Source organism: Paraburkholderia sp. Cy-641 (assembly GCF_011752945.1).
Classification (GTDB): domain Bacteria; phylum Pseudomonadota; class Gammaproteobacteria; order Burkholderiales; family Burkholderiaceae; genus Paraburkholderia.
The window spans coordinates 16,479-36,517 of the sequence record NZ_VWWM01000070.1; the positions used below are offsets into that span (position 1 = coordinate 16,479).

The 20,039-nt window shown below is 62.1% G+C and carries 18 protein-coding genes and 1 tRNA gene; 6 read left to right on the forward strand and 13 right to left on the reverse strand.

Going from position 1 to position 20,039, the window contains the following annotated elements; translation table 11 throughout:
- Nucleotides 1-99 precede the first annotated feature (99 nt).
- The 4 genes from F3J20_RS27710 to F3J20_RS27725 form a co-directional block, all read right to left on the reverse strand.
- Nucleotides 100-294 (reverse strand): ferredoxin, encoded by a 195-nt coding sequence (locus F3J20_RS27710; protein ID WP_167049231.1) that lies wholly within the window; start codon nucleotides 292-294, stop codon nucleotides 100-102.
- 71 nt (nucleotides 295-365) lie between these two features.
- On the reverse strand, nucleotides 366-1,424 hold the full coding sequence (locus F3J20_RS27715) for a cytochrome P450 (RefSeq protein WP_345889931.1): 1,059 nt from the start codon (nucleotides 1,422-1,424) through the stop codon (nucleotides 366-368).
- A gap of 173 nt (nucleotides 1,425-1,597) precedes the next feature.
- On the reverse strand, nucleotides 1,598-2,854 hold the full coding sequence (locus F3J20_RS27720) for a CoA transferase (protein ID WP_345889932.1): 1,257 nt from the start codon (nucleotides 2,852-2,854) through the stop codon (nucleotides 1,598-1,600).
- A 2-nt stretch (nucleotides 2,855-2,856) separates the two neighbouring features.
- Nucleotides 2,857-4,050, reverse strand: coding sequence for a CoA transferase (locus F3J20_RS27725; RefSeq protein WP_167285431.1), 1,194 nt, complete (start codon nucleotides 4,048-4,050; stop codon nucleotides 2,857-2,859).
- 213 nt (nucleotides 4,051-4,263) lie between these two features.
- Here F3J20_RS27725 and F3J20_RS27730 point away from each other — a divergent pair, with 213 nt between their 5' ends.
- Together F3J20_RS27730 and F3J20_RS27735 are read left to right on the forward strand one after the other, a co-directional pair.
- The gene (locus tag F3J20_RS27730) at nucleotides 4,264-4,515 is read left to right on the forward strand and encodes a hypothetical protein (protein WP_167049226.1); all 252 of its coding nucleotides are present in this window, start codon (nucleotides 4,264-4,266) and stop codon (nucleotides 4,513-4,515) included.
- Between the two features lie 717 nt (nucleotides 4,516-5,232).
- The gene (locus F3J20_RS27735) at nucleotides 5,233-5,892 is read left to right on the forward strand and encodes a TetR/AcrR family transcriptional regulator (RefSeq protein ID WP_167285432.1); all 660 of its coding nucleotides are present in this window, start codon (nucleotides 5,233-5,235) and stop codon (nucleotides 5,890-5,892) included.
- A gap of 533 nt (nucleotides 5,893-6,425) precedes the next feature.
- Here F3J20_RS27735 and F3J20_RS27740 read toward each other — a convergent pair.
- Nucleotides 6,426-7,331 (reverse strand): LysR family transcriptional regulator, encoded by a 906-nt coding sequence (locus F3J20_RS27740; protein ID WP_167285433.1) that lies wholly within the window; start codon nucleotides 7,329-7,331, stop codon nucleotides 6,426-6,428.
- Between the two features lie 133 nt (nucleotides 7,332-7,464).
- Here F3J20_RS27740 and F3J20_RS27745 point away from each other — a divergent pair, with 133 nt between their 5' ends.
- Genes F3J20_RS27745 through F3J20_RS27755 form a run of 3 tightly spaced genes read left to right on the forward strand, consistent with a single transcriptional unit; the run spans nucleotide 7,465 to nucleotide 11,082 of the window.
- Nucleotides 7,465-8,415 carry a hydroxymethylglutaryl-CoA lyase gene (locus tag F3J20_RS27745; protein WP_167285434.1) on the forward strand — a complete coding sequence of 317 codons (951 nt, stop codon included), beginning with the start codon at nucleotides 7,465-7,467 and terminating at the stop codon, nucleotides 8,413-8,415.
- A 10-nt stretch (nucleotides 8,416-8,425) separates the two neighbouring features.
- On the forward strand, nucleotides 8,426-9,586 hold the full coding sequence (locus F3J20_RS27750) for a CaiB/BaiF CoA-transferase family protein (protein WP_167285435.1): 1,161 nt from the start codon (nucleotides 8,426-8,428) through the stop codon (nucleotides 9,584-9,586).
- A 56-nt stretch (nucleotides 9,587-9,642) separates the two neighbouring features.
- Entirely contained in the window at nucleotides 9,643-11,082 is a 1,440-nt protein-coding gene (locus F3J20_RS27755) for an MFS transporter (RefSeq protein WP_167285436.1), read from the forward strand.
- A gap of 393 nt (nucleotides 11,083-11,475) precedes the next feature.
- Here F3J20_RS27755 and F3J20_RS27760 read toward each other — a convergent pair whose 3' ends face one another.
- Entirely contained in the window at nucleotides 11,476-11,901 is a 426-nt protein-coding gene (locus F3J20_RS27760; RefSeq protein WP_167045036.1) for a heme-binding protein, read from the reverse strand.
- 24 nt (nucleotides 11,902-11,925) lie between these two features.
- Nucleotides 11,926-12,939 carry a zinc-binding alcohol dehydrogenase family protein gene (locus tag F3J20_RS27765; RefSeq protein WP_167285437.1) on the reverse strand — a complete coding sequence of 338 codons (1,014 nt, stop codon included), beginning with the start codon at nucleotides 12,937-12,939 and terminating at the stop codon, nucleotides 11,926-11,928.
- 97 nt (nucleotides 12,940-13,036) lie between these two features.
- Between F3J20_RS27765 and F3J20_RS27770 the strand changes: the two genes are divergently transcribed.
- Nucleotides 13,037-13,975 carry a LysR family transcriptional regulator gene (locus tag F3J20_RS27770; RefSeq protein ID WP_167285443.1) on the forward strand — a complete coding sequence of 313 codons (939 nt, stop codon included), beginning with the start codon at nucleotides 13,037-13,039 and terminating at the stop codon, nucleotides 13,973-13,975.
- 96 nt (nucleotides 13,976-14,071) lie between these two features.
- Here the strand turns inward: F3J20_RS27770 and F3J20_RS27775 are convergent, their stop codons facing one another.
- The 6 genes from F3J20_RS27775 to F3J20_RS27800 form a co-directional block, all read right to left on the reverse strand.
- Nucleotides 14,072-14,302 carry a hypothetical protein gene (locus F3J20_RS27775; RefSeq protein WP_167285438.1) on the reverse strand — a complete coding sequence of 77 codons (231 nt, stop codon included), beginning with the start codon at nucleotides 14,300-14,302 and terminating at the stop codon, nucleotides 14,072-14,074.
- A gap of 319 nt (nucleotides 14,303-14,621) precedes the next feature.
- Nucleotides 14,622-14,715 (reverse strand) — tRNA-Ser (locus F3J20_RS27780).
- Nucleotides 14,716-14,893: 178 nt separating this feature from the next.
- Nucleotides 14,894-16,144 carry an aspartate kinase gene (locus F3J20_RS27785; RefSeq protein ID WP_167045030.1) on the reverse strand — a complete coding sequence of 417 codons (1,251 nt, stop codon included), beginning with the start codon at nucleotides 16,142-16,144 and terminating at the stop codon, nucleotides 14,894-14,896.
- Nucleotides 16,145-16,577: 433 nt separating this feature from the next.
- Nucleotides 16,578-18,104 (reverse strand): tRNA lysidine(34) synthetase TilS, encoded by a 1,527-nt coding sequence (gene tilS, locus F3J20_RS27790; RefSeq protein WP_167285439.1) that lies wholly within the window; start codon nucleotides 18,102-18,104, stop codon nucleotides 16,578-16,580.
- Nucleotides 18,105-18,172: 68 nt separating this feature from the next.
- Complete coding sequence (locus F3J20_RS27795) at nucleotides 18,173-19,144, reverse strand: acetyl-CoA carboxylase carboxyltransferase subunit alpha (protein ID WP_167045024.1); 972 nt, start codon at nucleotides 19,142-19,144, stop codon at nucleotides 18,173-18,175.
- A gap of 128 nt (nucleotides 19,145-19,272) precedes the next feature.
- Nucleotides 19,273-20,039 (reverse strand): DNA-3-methyladenine glycosylase (locus F3J20_RS27800; protein WP_167285440.1); only part of this gene is annotated, 767 nt, incomplete at its 5' end.

Genomic DNA, 20,039 nt, shown 5'->3' on the forward strand with positions numbered 1-20,039 from the left:
CGACCTCCAGACGGGTAACGACGTGAGCGAGGCCGCGCGTTGCGACACCCAGGCACGACGGCCACCAGATTCCGGTTTGTTCCGACGCGATAGCGGCGCCTATTCGTCCAGCGTGATGACCAGCGCCGGGCACAGCCGCGCCGCTTCACGCACCTTCTCGTGCAGTTCGGGCGGCGGGCACTCCTGCAACACGATGACGAGACCATCATCCTCGTTCTGGCTAAAGACTTCGGGAGCGGCGACCACACACAGTCCTGCGCCGATACACTTCGTGGCATCCACCTTGATTTTCATGCTTGCCTCCAGATGTTGTCTCCGCCCGCGCGCCAGATACACGCAAGCGGACGCTCATTCCAACCTGTCGCTCACCACACCACCGGCAAGGCATCGACGCCATACACAAAAGCGTCGTAGCGGAACCTGATTTCGTCGGCCGGCACCGTCAAGCGTAGATTCGGCAAACGCTGGAACAGCGTAGAGAAGACGATTTGCAGTTCCGCGCGAGCAAGTGGCTGACCAAGGCATTGGTGCACACCGTAGCTGAATGCCACGTGATGCAGCGCTTCGCGACGAATGTCGAACCTGTCGGGATCCTCGAAGGAATCCGGATCGCGGTTCGCGGCGGTGATCAACGCCAGCACGCCCTCGCCTTTGCGGATCAGGGTGCCGTTCACATCGACGTCTTCGAGCGCCACACGCGGACCGTTGTAATGCACGATGGTGTGATAGCGCAGCATTTCCTCCACGGCATTACGCACGAGCGACGGGTCTGCGACCAGCGCGTCCTTCTGATCCGGGTGCATAAGCAGAGAAAGCGTACCGAGCGCGATCATGTTGGCGGTCGTTTCATGACCACCCATCAACAGCAATTCGATGGTGGCAAGCGCCTCCTCGCGTGTCATATGTCCCGGCACCACCTGGCTCGTCACGAGACGGCTGATCAGGTCGTCGCGGTTGCCGGGGCGCGCGAGCTTTTCGGTAATCAAACGATCGAGGTACTCGCGCATCTCGGCGCCGGCCCGAACCGGCACTTCCGGATCGGCGGTCAGGTCGAGCTTCGCCTTGCTGCGCTCCTGGAAAAAATCGCGGTCTTCATACGGAACGCCGAGAATTCTCGAAATGACGGTAGTCGGCACCGCGAGAGCGAAATCCTCGAACAGATCGGCAGGCGGCCCTTTGGCGACGAGTTCATCGAGCAAGGTGTCGACCGTTTGCTGTAGCTCGCCGCGCATCGCCTCGATATGGTGAACCATGAACTCCTTGGTCAGCATGCGCCGGTATCTGGTGTGCTCGGGAGCATCCATACGAATGATGGTGGGCGGCTTTTCATTCATCAGCAGCGAGGCTCGCGCGGGTGCGATGAAGGGATAGCCCGGCGTGGACGGCACGGTGGAAAAGCGGTTGTCACCGAGAATCGCGCGCACATCGCCGTAGCGCGTAGCAATCCACGCGAGTGAACCGTCGGGCATGGTGACCTTCGAGAGCCCTTCTTTCTTGCGAATCTCCGCGTATTCCGGCGGCGGCGCGAATGGACAGCGCCCCATCGGAAATGCCGGTGCAGATGAATTGTCGTCATACATGACTGTGTCTCCTGATATCAACCTACGATGCCAGCCGCGCGTAAACCGGCAATCGCGGCGGCATCCAGCTTGAGGCGCCCCTCAAGGATTCGATCCGTATGCTCGCCGAGTAGCGGTGGCGCGGCTGGCGGTGCCAGCGTGCTCTCCCGCATCTTCAGCGGTGAGTTCACGAGATTGATGCGGCCGGCGGTGGGATGGTCAATTTCGCAGACCATGTCGCGCGCTTTCGATTCGTCGGATCTGAGCGCTTCGAGCACGTTCTGGACAACACCAGCTGGCACACCCGCGCGGCGAAACAGCGGAATCCAGTCTTGGCGCGAACGCGTCTTCAGGCGTTTCGACATCAGTTCGTCGAGCACGTCGCGATTTGCGCGGCGTCCGTCGTTGTCGACAAATCGGGGGTCTGCAGCGAGCGCTGGCATGTCCAGCACGTCGGAACAGAAACGCGCGAACTGCGCATCGCTGCCGACGTGGAACATGATCGGACCGTCGGACGCGTGATACATACCCTGCGGAATGATGTCCGCATGGCTATTGCCATAACGCCCTGGCGCGTGATCCAGTAGCAGCGCGTTGGCTGCCACCGAGGTGTGATTTGCCAGCGTGCAGTCGAATAGAGCGATGTCGATGGCTTCGCCGTGGCCGTTACGCAAGCGGCGCACAATCGCCGCGAGAATCGCCTGGGTCGCATACATGCCGGCCGTGATATCGCAGATCGGCACACCCGCTTTCGACGGTTCGCCATCCGGTTCACCGGTGATTGACATGATGCCGCTTTCCGCCTGAATCACCGAATCGTAGCCAGGCCGCTGCGCACTCGGGCCCGTGCGACCATAACCACTCACCGAGCAATAGATCAACCTGGGATTCTCCGCGCACAAGGCCTCGTAGCCCAAGCCGTAGCGATCGAGCGCACCCAGCATGTAGTTTTCAACCAGCACGTCGCTTTCGCGCGCCAGCGCTTTGACGAGTTCGGCGCCTTCCGGCTTCGAGAAGTCGATCGCGATCGATTGCTTGGTGCGGTTGATCGCGAGGTAGTACGTGCGCTCTCCGCCTTGAATCGCCGTGCCCCAGTGACGCGTCTGGTCTCCCCCTTTGGGGTGCTCGACCTTGATTACCTCGGCGCCCAGATCGGCTAGCATCATCGCGCAGAACGGAGCGGCGAGGACACGCGACAGATCGAGCACGCGCACGCCTTGCAATGGCGGTTCATGCTGGCCAAGCGGCGGCAGTTCCGCGGCCGTGGCCGCTTTGATTGTGTCCGTCATGAGCATGCTCACTCGTTTCCGAGCACTGCCGAAGCGGAGGCCGGTTGCGCTTGTGCCGTCTTGATGCCGAACTCACGCAGAATTTCTTCGGTATGTTGACCGAGTACCGGCGGCGGGCGCCGGATCGAGGGTGGCGTCTCCGACAGACGGATCGGATTCGTCACGACCTTGAACTTGCCCGCTTTCGGATGATCGAGTTCGACGACCAGGTCCTCCTGAACTCGCGGGTCTTCAAAGACCTCTTCGAAATTGAGTACTGGCGAGAACATGGCGTGCGCCTCCCGCAGTTTCTCATTCCAGTGAGCGAGCGATTCTCTGGCGAACGCTTTCGCCAGACCTTCATCAACGACATCGCGATGCGCAAGGCGGCCATCCTTGGTTTTCAGACGCTCGTCGTCAAGCAGTTCCGTTGCGCCGACAGCCGAAGCAAGCACACGCCAGAACTTGTCGGTATGTGCGATCACCATAATGTGACGATCGTCGGACGTGCGATAGGTGTTGTACGGCACGATCTGCCAATGCGCATTACCAATGCGTCCCGGTGTTTCGCCGGTCGCGAAGTAATACGCGTCGCGCGGGATCATGCTGAAAATGGTCGCATCGATCATCGACAGATCCACACGCTGGCCACGCCCGGTTTTGTTACGCGACTGGACGGCGGCGAGCACACCGATGGTCGACAGCAACGGCGTAATCAGATCGGAATACGGCATGCCCGTTTTTAGCGGACCTGTGTTCTCATCACCCGTGAGTTGCATGATGCCGGACATGGCCTGCACGACCGGGTCCATGCCCGGACGATAGCTATCCTCGCCTGTGCGGCCGAATGCCGAGGTCGAACAATAGATCAGGCGTGGATTGAGCGCCGACAGCGTTTCGTAGCTGATGCCGAGTTTCTCGGCTACGCCGGGTCGGAAGTTTTCCACCACGATGTCGACCTGCTTCGCCATTTCCTGCGCCACGCGCTGACCTTCCGGCGTCGCCAGATCGACGATCACGCTGCGCTTGTTGCGGTTCAATGTCAGGAAATACACCGCGTCATCGCCGAGAAAAGTTTCACCGGTCAGACGCATCGTATCGCCAACCGGCGGCTCGACCTTGATCACGTCCGCCCCGAAATCCGCGAGCAGCATCGTGCCGAAAGGACCATTCATCATCTGAGTAAAGTCGAGGACTTTCATGCCCTCAAGTGCACTGCCCATCTTCCCCTCCTGTTTTCCGTGTGTCCCTGGATGCCATCCCGCTCAAAACCGGTCGCTTCATCATGTGTTCATTTCAATTTATCATTGGATGAACCTTTGACAAATACTGCTCGCTTTGATTCTGTCTGTCAAGGATGGGTAAATCCCTGCTGCGGGGCATCTCACTTCACGGCACAGTTCGTCAAAACCAGCCCGTTGATCCATGGAGAAGACATGAGCATCGATAAACGACATCATCTGCTGCATCCAAGAACCCGGTTTGCACTCGCACATACGATCCAGGCGGTCGGCGACTGGCTCTTCGACGGTCTGGCCTGGACTTCCGCAGCCTGCCATCTGGCGAACTCCATAGGATTCTCCGCCGACGAAGAGCTCGTAGAACGCTATCTGGCAATGCCAGGCTGGAACGACGAGCAATCTCCAGCCCGAACTCACCAGGACAATAGTCGGGGTAAGGCAAGCTAGATTCATGCTTGCAACGCGGCGATACGCTCGCCTCAAACAATAGGATTCCGAATCGCATCCATCGTCATCACGACCTGATGGATACGCTGCGATGCCGCCGTGAACGCAAGCACGCCGCGTGCTTGACGAATGATGAAGCGAACAGGTGTTATCCGGAACGCAAAGTTGGCGGGTTAACGCCGGGCGGAAAAATGCGCCAGGATCCATCGTCATGCTGGAAAAGCATGAACGAAGGTGCCCTCAATACACGCCGGACTCCCGCACATACGCAGCGCGCTTCCCTGCGACTCACGCGCAAGACACGGCTAATCGCCAAAGGCGACAATCCGATCCAGTTATCGATCAAGCCACGCAAACCTCTTTGACGGTTGTCCATCTGAACGCGCCTCACATGCCGGGGACTCGACTCTCCGGTGTGGCGCGGGCACACTGCGATGCTCGCCTTATTTTTTATTTGGTCAATTGACCAATAATAGTGGTCAAAAGACCAATTAACAAGATTTTCGACGAAGGGGTAAACGATAGGATCACCGCCTTAAAATGCCATGCTGCACCGCATCCAAGCGGTAAGGCCGGCGACATTGGCAAATGAAAGCGGACCTGTCGGTGCTATCTATAATTGGTTTATTGACCAACAAAGTGACGCTCCCTGGAACGATACGAACGCGCTCTCGACCAGCATGCGTGCGTAGCCGGCAATTGAAGAGGATTTATAATATGAAAGATTTGAAAATTAGTTCAGAGGACCTTGGTGCGAAGGAAGCCGACACCACGCCGAAGCGACGCGGCAATCGGACCACCCGCGTCCCTGATATCCTCGAGACTGCCATCAAGGTATTTGCCGCAGAAGGCAATGCGGGCTTCACGCAACGACGCGTGGCGGCGGATGCCGGCATCCGGCTCGCCACGCTGCAGCATTACTTCGGTAGCCGCGAGTTGCTGCTGCACTCGACGATAGAGGAACTGGCCAAGCGTTATCTGCAACGCTACCGCTTGCTCGCCGCGGATAAAAGCATGGCTCCCGAGGCACGGCTTGAGGCAATTCTGGACGAGACCTTCGCCGCGCTCACCGATCCGAAAAATGTAGTCAGCTCTTTTGCACTCGAATGCTGGTGTCTCGCGGAACATATGGAGTCGGTCAGCGAGTTGATGGTGCACGTTAGCGGCGAGTTTCTGAACATATTCGGCGGACTCGTTGCACAGATCAACACCGAGTTGTCTCAGGAAGAATGTCATCTGCGAGGTTCGCTAATCTATTCGCACTGGCAAGGATTGATCGTGTTCCTGCGCCGTGCCAAAGAAAACGCACCTGAGCCAGCGGCGTTCCGCACCGCCACCAAAGTAGTGTGGAAAGCGTTGAGCAAGGCTCCTCATTAATCGGAGGACGATCTGAATGTCAAATTCGACGACTGTGTTGCCTTCGCCAACAGGCGTATTAGTCTGCGCAAGAATTCACTTTTCGACACTCGGCGAGTCACATCCCGGGTTCTTCAGGTACTACGCGTTCGCGTCAACTGCGAGTGGCTTCGATATATGCTGAGCCAGACGCAGTGGCAAACCGAATCTACCGCTACAGCGACACATCCCTATTCCACCGATTTATGCCAGTGCAATATCGAACTGGTGCGGCTGACAGGATGTCTGGCACCGGAATTACAGGGTCAACTCCACGGCTCGACCATTTGCAACGTATGCCGACGTTTCGTCGAACTGTGTCGCGAACTGAAGCGCCGGAATCGAATGACTGCTACGAGGTCAATACGGGCCGATTGACTATCGACGTGGCGCTCGGCGATACCGCACGCTGTGAGGCGAACCGATAGCAACCGGCGCTCAGGTCAATGCAGCGTGCTCCGGCTTGTCGACGGGACGCCTCCATTTCTCGCTCTAACGAAGTGCATTGCACAAGTTCAAGCCTCATGGGCACGGCGCGCCAGGTGATCGACGACGCGCTGTGCAGCGGGTTGCAACTGATCGAAGCCGCGAAAGCACACCACGAAGCGGCGATCCGCCCACGCGTCGGTGAGCGGAATCGTCTTGACCCTGAACACCTTCCGGTAGAGGGCCGCCACTTCCTCAGGCACCACGCTGATACCGAGGCCCGCCGCGACGACGCGGAACGCCGCATCGAAGCTCGACACGATCACGCGATACGACAGCATCGCGCCTTTGCTGGCTGCGGCGCGTTGCAGCATCGAATGAACGGCGGTGGTCGGCGGCAGGCCGACGTGCTCGTATGCAAAGGTTTCGTCGAACGCGATGGATCGTTTGCCGGCGAGCGGGTGGTCGGGATGCACCGCCAGCGCCAGGCGATCGCGGCGATACGCGCGGTGCTGCAGGCCCTGGAGATCGACGCTATCCCAGCACACGCCGATACTCGCCGCACCTTCGCGCAACTGCCGCACGAGGTCGTGCGACTGGCGCTCCTCGACGTCGACGCGAATATTCGCGTTGGCCGGCTCGCGCATGAACGACGCCACATCGTCGAGCAGCGTTTCGGCGATCGCCGAAGCCGATGCGCAGATGCCGACGCGCCCGCGCAGCCCGCCACCGAACGCGGCGACGTCGCTGCCGATCCGCTCGACAGTGAACAGCACGGTGCGCGCGTGTTCGAGCAGCGCGAGGCCAGCGCCGGTCGGCGACACGCCGCGCCGCGAGCGTTCAAGCAGCGCAATGCCGAGATCCGCTTCCAGCTGCGCGATGCGTTTGCTGATCGCCGATGGCTCGATATGCGCCTCTTCGGCGGCACGCGCGATGTTGTGGTGATCGCAGACGGCCACGAAGAGCCGCAGGGTTTTCAGATCGAGATCGCGCACGACGTGTCTCCTTTGACATTCCGATCCGGAAGCATGGCGCTTCCGGAATGCCGCTTTACTACGGTTCTGGAATGTCTAAAGTTACCACGACGCTGGCGATCCGACGACCGGCGAGATTCCGGAGACAGCCCCGATGCCCTCACTTCCCCCGCGCGCCGTGATCCGCGAAGTCGGTCTTCGCGACGGCCTGCAAAGCCTTCAACGAATAGTTCCTACCGACCAGAAGATCGAGTGGCTTCGCGACGCTCATGCGGCGGGTCAACGCGAGATCGAAGTGGGGTCGTTCGTGCCCGCGCGCCTGTTGCCGCAGCTCGCCGATACCGCCGATCTCGTCGCGTTCGCGCGAACGCTACCGGACCTGTTCGTGTCGGTGCTGGTGCCGAATCTGAAGGGTGCGGAAAAAGCGCTCGACGCGAGCGCCGATCTGCTGCTCGTGCCACTGTCGGCGAGCCGCGAACACAGCCTCGCCAATCTGCGCAGGACACCCGACGAAGTGATCGCCGAAGTCGCCCGCATTCGTGCGGCGCGCGACGCGTCGGGATCGAAAACGCTGATCGAAGGCGGCATCGGCACCGCGTTCGGCTGCACGATCCGGGGGCGCGTTGCGCCCGACGAGGTGCTGCGCTGCATGCAGGCGCTGCTCGATGCGGGCGCGGATCGCGTGAGCATCGCCGATACGGTCGGCTACGCCGGGCCGCGCGCGGTGCGCGAGCTGTTCGGCGCGGCGCGCCAGATCGCTGGCGATCGCCTGTGGTGCGCTCACTTTCACGACACGCGCGGCCTCGCGCTCGCCAACGTCTACGCGGCGCTCGACACCGGCATCGAGCGCTTCGACGCGACGCTCGCGGGGATCGGCGGCTGCCCGCATGCGCCGGGCGCGAGCGGCAACGCATCAACCGAAGATCTCGCCTTCATGCTCGCCGACATGGGCATCGAAACGGGCCTCGATCTGCCTGCGCTGCTCGCGCTGCGGGCGAAGGTGGCCCGCTGGCTCGACGGCGAAACGCTGCACGGCACGCTGTGGCGCGCCGGTCTGCCGAAAACCTTCGCGCGTGCATCGAGCCGTGCCGCGCTGACTGCCTGAGGAAACCGATATGTCCAACGTATCCAACGCGCCGCGTTTGCCGCTCGACGGCGTTCGCGTGATCGAATTCACGCACATGGTGATGGGACCGACGTGCGGCATGATCCTCGCCGATCTCGGCGCCGAAGTGATCAAGATCGAGCCGCCCGACGGCGACAGGACGCGCAAGCTGCCGGGCCTCGGGATCGGCTTTTTCCGCTCGTTCAATCGAAACAAGAAAAGCGTCGTCATCGATCTCAGCACGCAGGAAGGCCGCGAAACCGCAGCCGAGCTGGCCGGGACCTGCGACGTGATGATCGAAAACTTCCGTCCCGGTCTGATGCACAGGATGGGGCTCGACTACGACACGCTGTCGGCGTGCAATTCGCGGCTGATCTATGTGTCGCACAAGGGCTTTTTGCCGGGGCCGTACGAGAAGCGCCTCGCGCTCGACGAAGTCGTGCAGATGATGGGCGGTCTCTCCTACATGACCGGTCCCGCCGGCCGGCCGCTGCGTGCGGGTACGTCGGTGAACGACATCATGGGCGGCATGTTTGGCGCGATCGGCGTACTGGCGGCGCTGCGCGAACGCGAATCGACGGGGCGCGGCCAGGAAGTGCAGAGCGCGCTGTTCGAGAACTGCGTGTTTCTGTCGTCGCAGCACATGCAGCAGTTCGCGATGACCGGCGAGCCGCCGCCGCCAATGCCGTCGCGCGTGTCGGCGTGGAGCGTCTACGACGTGTTCACGCTGGCGCACGGTGAGCAGCTGTTCATCGGCGCGGTCAGCGACAAGCAGTTCGTCACGCTGTGCGACGTGCTGCAATGCCCGCAACTCGCGCAGGAACCGCGCTTCGCCGACAACGCATTGCGCGTGGCCGTGCGTCCCGAACTGCTCGCCTGTCTCGGCGCGATCCTGAAGGATCACCGCGTCGACGAGCTTGCGCCGAAGCTTGAAGCGGCCGGCATTCCGTACGCGCCGATCGTGCGTCCCGACCAGTTGATGGACGATCCGCATCTGAAGGCGAGCGGCGGTCTCGTGCCGATGCAAACCGACGATGGCGGCACCACCGACGTCGTGCTGCTGCCGATCACGCTAGGTGGCCGCCGGCCGGGCGTGCGTCAGGCGCTCGCGCGAGTCGGCGAACACACGCAGGAGATTCTGTCGCGGCTGAAGGCGCGCGCGAGCGCATAGGCGCATCCGTGATGCATTCGTCAGACATGCCATCGCTTATAACATCAGGAGACACCATGCAGCAGACCGTTCCCGCGGGCGCCATCCCGCACGTTCCGCCGGCCGTTCGCGTCGACGTTCAGCCCGGCGCGGAAATCTCGGCGCGCATGGATCGCCTGCCGGTCACGCGGCATCTGTGGATGCTCGTACTACTGATCTCGCTCGGCGGCTTCTTCGAGATCTACGATCTGATCTTCATCGGCTACATCGCGCCCGGCATGGCGAAAAGCGGCGTGCTCGCGACCACCACGCACACACTGTTCGGCTGGAACGGCATCGCGGGCTTCATCGCCGCAACCTTCTCCGGACTCTTCGTCGGCACGTTCTGCTTCGGCTGGCTGCCGGACCGCTTCGGCCGGCGCAGCGTGTTTACCGTCTCGCTACTCTGGTATTCGATCGGCTCGGCGATCATGGCCTTTCAGACCTCGCCCGAAGCGATGCTGTTCTGGCGCTTCGTGACCGGTATCGGCGTCGGCGTCGAGATCATCACGATCGACAGTTACGTGACCGAACTCGTGCCGCAACATATGCGGGGCCGCGCGATGGCGTTCAACCAGATGGTGATGTTCACCGCCGCGCCGATGGCCGCGATCCTGTCGTACTGGCTCGTACCGACCACCCTGTCCGGCATCGACGGCTGGCGGATCGTCATGCTGGCAGGATCGGCGGGCGCGCTCGTCGTGTGGTTCATCCGGCGCACGGTGCCGGAAAGTCCGCGCTGGCTTGCGTCGCATGGACAGCCGCAACGCGCCGAAAAGATTGTCGCGCGGATCGAGACGATCGTGACGCAGCAGTCGCGCAAACCGTTGCCGCCGCCGCTGCCCGTCGTCGAGCAGCCCGGGCATCGCCACGCGTCGTTCGCCGAACTGCTGCAGCCGCCGTATCGATCGCGCTTTCTGATGCTCGTCGTGTTCAACCTCTGTCAGGCGATCGGCTATTACGGCTTCGCGAACTGGGTGCCGACGCTGCTGATCGGTCAGGGCATCACGGTCACGAAGAGTCTGCTCTATTCGTTCATCATTGCGTTCGCGTTGCCGCTCGGGCCACTGCTGTCGATGCTCTACGCCGATCGCATCCAGCGAAAGTGGCTGATCGTCGGCGGCGCGCTGGTCGTGATCGCGTGCGGGATCGCGTTCGCGCAGACGCGCGAGGTGCCGTTGCTGATCGCGCTGGGCGTGTTGATCAGCTTCGCAGGACAGACGATCTCGGTGTGCTACCACGCCTACCAGGCCGAGCTGTTTCCGACGGCGATCCGCTGCCACGCAAACGGGCTCGTCTACTCGGCGAGCCGCATCGGTGCCATGTTCTCGGGCTTCTTTATCGCGGCGCTGCTGCGCGATTTTGGCGTGGTGGGCGTATTCGCGGGCATCACGGGTTGCATGCTGGTGGTCGCGCTGTCGATTGGACTATTCGGTCCGCGCACCAATGGCATGCGTCTGGAAGAACTGAATCATTGACCGGATCGCAGAGCATAGGCCGTTCGCTGTTCTCGAGATCCGTGGGCCGTTGCCTGGAACCGCAAATGCTGCAACGTCCGGGTCCGGGATACAACGGACATACGCTTAGGATGGCGAATATCTCAAACTCGGCCATAGCCGATGTTCGGCGACAGGAATGGTGCGTCGGCTGCAGATTGGTTTGCTGCCATTCGCAAACCAGCGTCGGCGAATGGCACTTCTCACTGTCAATGAATGGGTCTTCGCGCCCCTGAGCCGCCGTTCGAGCCGCCAGAGCTTCAACGGCAGTTATCGGCATGATCCGGCCGTCCAGGCCGGTCCCTCACGAGCAACCGTTCCGCTTTTGTGGACGTTTGTCGATTGACGGCAAGGCGATCGCTCAACACTCCAGGCTTATTGCTCAAACCCTGCGTGACGCAGCGCTTCCTCAGCTGCCTCGTGGTCTTGAACCGATGTTCCGCCAGAAACACCGATGCCCCCCACCAGACGCCCTTCGTGGAAGATCGGTACGCCACCGCCGACCGGCGTCAGGCGCGGATGGTGCGCCAACGGGGCAACGGTGGGCTCGGCCATGTACTGATTCCATTGGTGCGTGGCCATACCGAACGACGCGGCCGTCCATGCCTTGTCGATAGCAACGTCGACGGTAAGGAACGGGGCGGTATCCGCGCGCTCGAAAGCGCGCAGGTGACCTCCGGCATCGGTCACAGCGATTGTCGCGGCAAACCCGCGCGCGGCGCAGGCGCGTCGCGCTTCTGCCAGTAATGCCTGCGCAGCTTCCAGGCTGATCGTTGTCGTGCTGATGATTTGCGATGTCATGTTTATGCTCGTTGTCAGAAGGGTTCAGCGATTGGCGACGACGACCTTGCCGATCATGTTGCCCGCCTCGACCAGCGCATGCGCCTCGATCAGACCTGCAGCGTTGATGCCGTCAATGCGTCGGGTCAGCGTGTGCTTGAGGCGGCCCAGATCGACCAGCTCCGCCGCGCGGCGCAGCAAGGCGTGTTGCCGTGCGAGGGTGTCGGTGGTGAACATCGCGCGGGTGAACATCAGCTCCCAGTGAATCGAGATGGATTTCCCCTTGAACGGCCCGATGTCGAGACCCGCCGGGTCGTCGATGAGTGCAAACTGGCCTTCCGGGCGCAGCACGGCGGCAATTTGCGGTACATAGGCGGCGCTGTTGTTCAGCCCGGCGACGTGGCTAACGTGCTCGATGCCGAGCGCGGCCAATTGGGGTGCCCAGTCCTGATGATGATCGAGGACGTAATGTGCGCCATGGGCCAGCACCCACTCGCGGGTTTCGGGCCGCGAGGCCGTGCCGATGACGGTCATGCCGGTCAACTCGCGCGCCAGTTGGGTCAGAATCGAGCCGACGCCGCCCGCCGCTCCAATGACGAGCAGCACGTTGTTGTCGGTCGGGTCCGCGGTCTGAACACGCAGACGGTCGAACAGCAGCTCCCACGCAGTGATGGTCGTCAGCGGCAACGACGCGGACGCGGCGAAGTCCAGTGAGGTCGGCATGGGTCCGACGATGCGTTCGTCTACGGCGTGCAGTTCGCTGTTGCTGCCGGGCCGCTTGATGTCACCCGCGTACCAGACACGGTCGCCTGCCTTGAAGCGGGTGACCAGCGGACCGGTCGCGCGGACGATTCCCGCCGCGTCCCAGCCGGCGATGCGCGCACCGCCTTCCGGAATATCTCCGCCGCGCCGGATTTTGGTATCGACCGGGTTGACCGATACCGCCTTCACTTCGACCAGCAGATCGTAGTCGCGCAGTTCCGGCGTCGGTAGCTCGATATCCTGCAGCGCCTGCGGGTGGCTGATGGGATGGTTCTGATAGAAGCCGATGGCTTTCATAAACGTGGTCTCCAAGGATGATTGAGACCATGTTATCTTTCGCCGATATACAGATAAATACCCGCCGAGCCCAAACAATTTCGGCATTTCAATGAAAATGATTCGACTCGATGACGTTCAGATCTTCGTGCACACGGTGGATTACGGCAGCTTCTCTGAGGCGGCACGCCAGCTGAATATCGCGCCCGCCCATGCGAGTGCGTCAGTTCAGCGGCTCGAAAAGGCATTGGACACGCGCCTGTTCACACGGTCCACGCGCAGCATGCAACTCTCGGAGGCCGGGGAGCGTTACCTGCCGCATGCGCGCGTCATGATTGGCGCGCTGGAGCAAGGCCAGCAGGCTCTCGCCAACGGCCGGGGGGCGCTGTCCGGGCCGCTGCGGCTGTCCGCGCCGTCTGACTTTGGTCGAAACCTGCTGTTACCGTGGCTGGATGAATTTCAGCACCGGCACCCTGGTATATCGCTGCACGTGAAAATAAGCGACCGTGCGGCCGACCTGATCCGCCAGCCGCTGGACGCAGTCGTGCGCTACGGAGCGCTGCCGGATTCGTCTCTTCTGGCCATGAAACTGGTCGACGACAATCGACGCGCATTGTGTGCCGCGCCGTCATACCTCGAACGGCATGGCGCACCGGCCAAAATTGAGGATCTGCGGCGACACAACTGCCTTCGGTACGTCTGGAGCGAGCAGATACATGAACGCTGGCGCTTTACCCCGCCTAGCGGCGAGCGCACCGTGGCCGTCACAGGCAATCGCATCAGCGACGATGCCGATGCAGTCCGTCGCTGGGCGGTAGCTGGGGAAGGTCTTGTCTACAAGTCGCGGCTAGACCTCATCGACGATCTGAAGGCAGGTCGACTGGTGCAGCTATTTCCCCCTGAGTATTGCGAGCCGGCGCCCCTACACCTGATTTGTGCACACCGTGCGCAACTGTCGCCGGCGATTGACGCGTTGCATGCTTTCTTGCGGGAGCGCTGCGCTGCATTGCTTGCCAGCCATCCATCGGGGAGCACTCGGGCTGTACTCGCGATTTAGACGGCCGCCTTCAGGACGCAACGGACGTCTGGATGTCCAAACCTCGGTGCCCGCGAAGGTCGTCTGCTGGCCGATTGTGCCCAGTCTGTTACGAAGTCACGAAGCGGCTACCCATACGCTCCGGATCGATGATCTATTTGCGTCGGCAAAGATGCATACCTCCTCGCTGGTATGCACACCGCGCCTTGTTAGCGTCTTGTGAGCGATCGCCTTGTCGGCAAGTACCCCCGGATACTCACCATATTCCTCGGCCCAATCCTGAAACGTGGAGCGAAAACCGCGGACCGTGATGTCGGCATAACCCATACCATCAAGCAACTCCAGCATCGCCACATTCGATAGCGGAGCGCCCTTTTTTGTCGCCCGGAAAAAGATAGCCGTACTTTGCTGTCTGCATCGCCTTCTTCACGAGCTCGCAGGCGGTATCGCGCAATGGCACACAGTGAGGAAGTCCCATCGCATTGCTATCAGGCAGAGAGACGGTCCACTGCGCTCGCGCCTGACTCGATCCATGATTGAGCCGCTTCGCCAGTGAAAGCCGTTGTCGATGAGGACAGGCAAGCCCAGACCATCTATGGGTAAAAATGAAGGCCAGAAAACAAAAACCCCGTAAGTCCTAAAACTTACGGGGTTCCACCGCCATTTCTGGCGGAGACGGAGGGATTCGAACCCTCGATCCAGGTTTTGGCCCAGATGCTCCCTTAGCAGGGGAGTGCCTTCGACCTCTCGGCCACGTCTCCCAAACTTTCTGTCGCACAGGGAGTCAGTGCGACGAAGCCAAGATAATAGCGGGCCGTGCCGATAAGGTCAATGTCTGGAGAACATTTTTTGTGCCAGCAGCGAGATGAGCGACATAATCTGTTCACATCGGCGGCACAAAACAAACGGGGCGCTTCCGCGCCCCGCTATTTCCGCAATTTACGCCTGATCCAGTTCGAACGCCTTATGCAGCGCGCGCACCGCGAGCTCCATATACTTTTCGTCGATCAGCACCGAAATCTTGATTTCGGACGTCGAGATCATCTGGATGTTGATGCCCTCTTCCGACAGCGTGCGGAACATCTTGCTCGCGATGCCGACGTGCGAGCGCATCCCCACGCCGACCACCGACACCTTCGACACCTTCGGGTCGCCCAGCACCTGCTCGGCCTGCACATGCGCCTTCACCTGGTTGCTGAGAATGTCGATCGCGCGCTGGTAGTCGCCGCGGCCGACCGTGAACGTGAACGCCGTCTTGCCGTCGACGCTCTGGTTCTGGATGATCATGTCGACGTCGATATTCGCGTCCGCCACCGGGCCGAGAATCTGATACGCGATGCCCGGCTTGTCCGGCACCCCCATCACGGCGATACGAGCTTCGTCGCGCTGGAACGCGATGCCCGAGATGACTGCTTTTTCCATGGTCTCGTCTTCTTCAAAAGTAATCAGGGTGCCCGACTTCATTTCGTCGCCGAGCGGCATCAGCGGATCGGTCAGGCTCGACAGCACGCGCGTCTTCACCTGATATTTGCCGGCGAATTCCACCGAGCGGATCTGCAGCACCTTCGAACCCAAGCTGGCCATTTCCAGCATTTCTTCGAACGTCACGCGATCGAGCCGGCGCGCTTCTTCGACCACGCGCGGGTCGGTCGTGTACACGCCGTCGACGTCGGTATAAATCAGGCACTCGTCGGCCTTCAGCGCAGCCGCCACCGCGACCGCCGAGGTGTCCGAGCCGCCGCGGCCGAGCGTCGTGATATTGCCTTCGGGATCGATACCCTGGAAGCCGGTGATCACCACCACCTTGCCCGCTTCGAGGTCGCGCAGCACGCGCTCGCCGTCGATTTCGCTGATGCGCGCCTTCGTGAACGCGCTATCGGTCTTGACCGGCACCTGCCAGCCTGCATAGCTGACCGCGTCGACGCCGGCTTCCTGCAGCGCGATCGCGAGCAGACCCGAACTGACCTGCTCGCCCGTGGCGGCGATCATGTCGAGTTCGCGCGGGCTCGCCTGAGTCGTGATTTCTTTCGCGAGGCCGAGCAAGCGGTTGGTTTCGCCGGACATTGCCGACGGCACGACGACCATCTTGTGGCCGGCCTTGTGCCATTTCGCGACGCGCCTGGCGACGTTCTTGATGCGCTCGACCGAGCCCATCGAGGTGCCGCCGTATTTATGTACGATGAGTGCCATTGTCGTTCTGAACTGGAAGAGAAACCGCGCTGGCGCGCTGGAGACGACCGCACAGAAAGCACAGGGGCGACGTCTCGTGAACGGCGGCAAAGTGTATGGCGGCGTAGATGCAGCGCGCGTGCAGCACGCGCGGATTTGCCCGGGAATGAGATCGCTAATGGCGGGTCGGAACTGGACGGCAACGACGGATCACGCTCGCAAACCGGTGACAGCGACAAAAGCGATGGCGAAATCGGGTCGGGCAAACAAGCTAAAGTACCTGATTAGGCGCAAAAAGACAAGCCACGAGGACCGTTCAAATGCGTCGAATCGGGCTTGCAGGAGCCTGTTTTGCGTGGATTTACGCCCTATTTCACCACTTCGTCTTTTGCGTGCGTGAATCGCAGCCCCCTCGCGAACCCAACGTGCGCCCATCGCGCGATCGTCCAACCGCTCAGGCAATCAGCAGGTCTTCGCGCCAGATGATCCGCACGCGCGCCTCGTCCGCAGACACAGCTTCGCCCAAGATCGCGCGATTCACGCCGATGTGCGGCACGAACAGCAGTTCATCGCCGACGTAAAGCAGCGGCACGTCGCGCTTCCATGCGGGAATACCGCGCTCCTGGAACAGGTTCTTCAGCGTTCGGCTGGGTGCCGCGGGCGAACCCATGCGCATACGCTCGCCGCCGCAGCGCGCCCGCGCGCTGAGCGAAGCGCGCTGAAGCACGGCGATGGAAACGATGTCCGCGGATTCGACGTGCTTATTCGAGGCTGAGTTGTTCGAAGCGTTGGCGTTGGCGGTGACGTCATCGGCGGTGGCATCCAGCAAGGCGAACACGAAGGTGCCGCGCCACTGCGGCAAATACCAGACTTCCTGCCCCTGCCACACGAGTTCGCTGACCTCGCGCTCGACGAGCGCGGTTTCGTCGGCGGGCTCGCTGCTGTCGCCCGCTTCCCAGTAGACGACCCCGCGATAGCTGCGCAACGCATGCCCCGCATGATCGACACGCAGACGATGCCCGTCCTCGCCCGCACCGGCTTCGCGCAACTGACGCAGCGCATCGACAAGCCGCGCGCTCGATGCCGCGACGAAACCGAGCGCGCGCATCCAGTAGCGCAACAAGTTCAGCGCGCGCTCGTCGTCGAGTGCGAGCAGCGCGTGCTGTGCAAGCGCGCGTCCCTCGTCGCGCGAAGCCGTTTCCATGTCGATGCGCGCGAGCGTATCGAGCAGACGCTGCGCCGAAGCCGCGTGCGCGGCCGTGCGGGCCAGCGCGTCACGAAAGCCGGGAAAGTGGACCGCGAGCGCCGGCGTCACTTCATGGCGCAACGCATTGCGCGCATAACGCGTGTCGGCATTCGATTCGTCGTCGATCCAGCGCAGCCCGCGCGCGCTTGCGTAGCGCTCGATCTGCGCGCGCAGCAGATGCAGCAACGGCCGCACGCGCGTCGCCACGGCGTTCGACGGCAGAAACTCCGGCGCCATCGCCGCCAGTCCCGCCAGCCCCGCACCGCGCAGCAACTGCAGCAACACGGTCTCGGCCTGGTCATCGGCATGCTGCGCGAGCCATAGCGTGCGAATGCCACGCGCCGCGCACATCGCATCGAGCGCGCGATAACGCGCATCGCGCGCGGCGGCTTCGATGCTCACGCCCCGCGTGCGCGATACCTCGACACGCTGTGCTTCGAATTCGACACCGCGTTCGTGCGCAAACGTCTCGCAGTGCGCAAGCCATGCATCGGCGCGAGGGCTCAATCCGTGATGCACATGCAATGCGACCACCCGCGACGCACCCGCGACGCGCACTGCCGCATCGAGCAGCACGCTCGAATCGACGCCGCCGCTGAATGCGACGGCGATGCGCGCGCGGCCATGGGATACGTCCGCTGCATGGGACACCTCACGCCCATCAAGCGCGGACAGCGCCGCGCCGAGCGCCTCGATCACGAGGCGCCCGGCGGATGAGTCGGCGGTAGTGGTCACGTCGTGAGCGCGGGAAGCGCCGGTGGACGAAAAAGGTTGACGAAAGAAGCAGGCCAACGCGCGCGGGCTTAGGCGCCCGGCGTCGTTTCCTTGAATTTGCCGTACGCCATCAGCCGTTCGAAACGGCGTTCGCGCAGGTCGTGGGTGCTCATGCCCTGGAACTGGCGCAGCGAATCGGCAAGCGCACGGCGCAGCATCGCGGCCATGCCCTTCGGATCGCGATGCGCGCCGCCGAGCGGCTCGTTGACGATCTTGTCGATCAGCCCCAGCGCCTTCAGGCGATGCGCGGTCAGGCCCAGCGCTTCGGCCGCTTCCGGCGCCTTGGCGGCACTCTTCCACAGGATCGACGCGCAGCCTTCCGGCGAAATCACCGAGTAGGTCGAGAACTGCAGCATCAGCACGCTGTCGGCCACCGCGATCGCGAGCGCGCCGCCCGAGCCGCCTTCGCCGATGATCGTCGCGATCAGCGGCGTCTTCAGTTCGGCCATCACGTACAGATTGCGGCCGATCGCTTCGGACTGGCCGCGCTCTTCCGCGCCGATGCCGGGATACGCGCCCGGCGTGTCGATGAACGTAAAGATCGGCAGGCCGAATTTCTCGGCGAGGCGCATCAGGCGCTCGGCCTTGCGATAGCCTTCCGGACGCGGCATGCCGAAGTTGCGCAGCGCGCGCTCCTTGGTGTCGCGGCCCTTCTGATGACCAATCACCATGCAGGCGTGGCCGTTGAAACGCGCAAGGCCGCCGACGATCGAGAGGTCGTCCGCGAAGCTGCGGTCGCCATGCAGTTCATGGAAATCGGTGAACAGCTCGCTCACGTAGTCGAACGTGTACGGGCGCTGCGGATGACGGGCGATTTGCGAAACCTGCCACGGTGTGAGGTTCGCGTACAGATCTTTGGTGAGCTGCTGGCTCTTCTTGGACAGCCGCTCGATCTCTTCCGAAATATCGACGGCCGAGTCGTCCTGCACGAAGCGCAATTCTTCGATCTTCGCTTCGAGTTCAGCGATCGGCTGTTCGAAATCCAGAAACGTGGTCTTCATTGGTTGTAATCCTTGGACTTGCCGGGCAGCGCGTATTCTAACCGCGCGCGCCGATGTCAAAGCCTTTTCGCAACTATCGATATCGCCTGCGCGATAGTCTTTGAAACGCGGCCTCGTTTCCTGTTCTCTCAGTAGTCGACCGGCAACGGATCGAGACTACGCCACATATACCAGGTCGCGACAGTGCGCCACGGCTCCCAGTTCGCGGCAACCTCGCGCGCCTCGCTGCGCGTGACCGGTTCGCCGCTGAAATAGTTGACGCTGATCGCGCGGATCAGGCCGAGGTCGTCGAGCGGCAGCACGTCGGGACGCGACAGGTTGAAGATCAGGAACATCTCCGCGGTCCAGCGGCCGATGCCGCGAATCTGCGTGAGTTCGGCGATCACCGCTTCGTCGTCCATCGAGGTCCATTTGCCGACGTGCAACGCGCCCGACACGAAATGCTGCGCGAGATCGAGCACGTACTCGGCCTTGCGCTTGGACAGACCGCACGCGGTCAGCTTTTCGGGACCGAGCTTGAGGAACTGCTGCGGCACGAGCTTCGGACACGCGGCTTCGACTCTCGCCCACACGGCCTGCGCGGCCGCAACCGAAATCTGCTGGCCGACCACCGAGCGCGCGAGCGTGACGAACGGATCGCCGCGGCTCAACAGATGCACGGGGCCGAACTTCGGAATCAGCTTCTTGAGAATGCGATCGCGCTTGACGAGGTCCGCGCATGCCTTGTCCCAATACGCGGGGCGCGTGACTTCGGGCGCGAGACCGCCGATCTGCACCGGCACCGCGACTTCGCTCGCGAGCGCGCCGGCGCCGGCCGCTTCGCCGTTGGCACTGGCTGCGCTCGCCGCGGCCGCCGACGCGCGTGTCTTGCGCACGACTTCGCCCGCGCCCGTGT

Excerpts from the sequence above, each read along its gene's own strand:
- F3J20_RS27785 (WP_167045030.1), bottom strand. The coding sequence starts at position 16,144 with ATGGCACTCATCGTACATAAATACGGCGGCACCTCGATGGGCTCGGTC.
- F3J20_RS27745 (WP_167285434.1), top strand. The coding sequence starts at position 7,465 with ATGCCCTCACTTCCCCCGCGCGCCGTGATCCGCGAAGTCGGTCTTCGC.
- F3J20_RS27725 (WP_167285431.1), bottom strand. The coding sequence starts at position 4,050 with ATGGGCAGTGCACTTGAGGGCATGAAAGTCCTCGACTTTACTCAGATG.
- F3J20_RS27750 (WP_167285435.1), top strand. The coding sequence starts at position 8,426 with ATGTCCAACGTATCCAACGCGCCGCGTTTGCCGCTCGACGGCGTTCGC.
- F3J20_RS27775 (WP_167285438.1), bottom strand. The coding sequence starts at position 14,302 with ATGCTGGAGTTGCTTGATGGTATGGGTTATGCCGACATCACGGTCCGC.
- F3J20_RS27765 (WP_167285437.1), bottom strand. The coding sequence starts at position 12,939 with ATGAAAGCCATCGGCTTCTATCAGAACCATCCCATCAGCCACCCGCAG.
- F3J20_RS27720 (WP_345889932.1), bottom strand. The coding sequence starts at position 2,854 with ATGCTCATGACGGACACAATCAAAGCGGCCACGGCCGCGGAACTGCCG.
- F3J20_RS27770 (WP_167285443.1), top strand. The coding sequence starts at position 13,037 with ATGATTCGACTCGATGACGTTCAGATCTTCGTGCACACGGTGGATTAC.
- F3J20_RS27760 (WP_167045036.1), bottom strand. The coding sequence starts at position 11,901 with ATGACATCGCAAATCATCAGCACGACAACGATCAGCCTGGAAGCTGCG.
- F3J20_RS27795 (WP_167045024.1), bottom strand. The coding sequence starts at position 19,144 with ATGAAGACCACGTTTCTGGATTTCGAACAGCCGATCGCTGAACTCGAA.
- F3J20_RS27735 (WP_167285432.1), top strand. The coding sequence starts at position 5,233 with ATGAAAGATTTGAAAATTAGTTCAGAGGACCTTGGTGCGAAGGAAGCC.
- F3J20_RS27710 (WP_167049231.1), bottom strand. The coding sequence starts at position 294 with ATGAAAATCAAGGTGGATGCCACGAAGTGTATCGGCGCAGGACTGTGT.
- F3J20_RS27730 (WP_167049226.1), top strand. The coding sequence starts at position 4,264 with ATGAGCATCGATAAACGACATCATCTGCTGCATCCAAGAACCCGGTTT.
- F3J20_RS27755 (WP_167285436.1), top strand. The coding sequence starts at position 9,643 with ATGCAGCAGACCGTTCCCGCGGGCGCCATCCCGCACGTTCCGCCGGCC.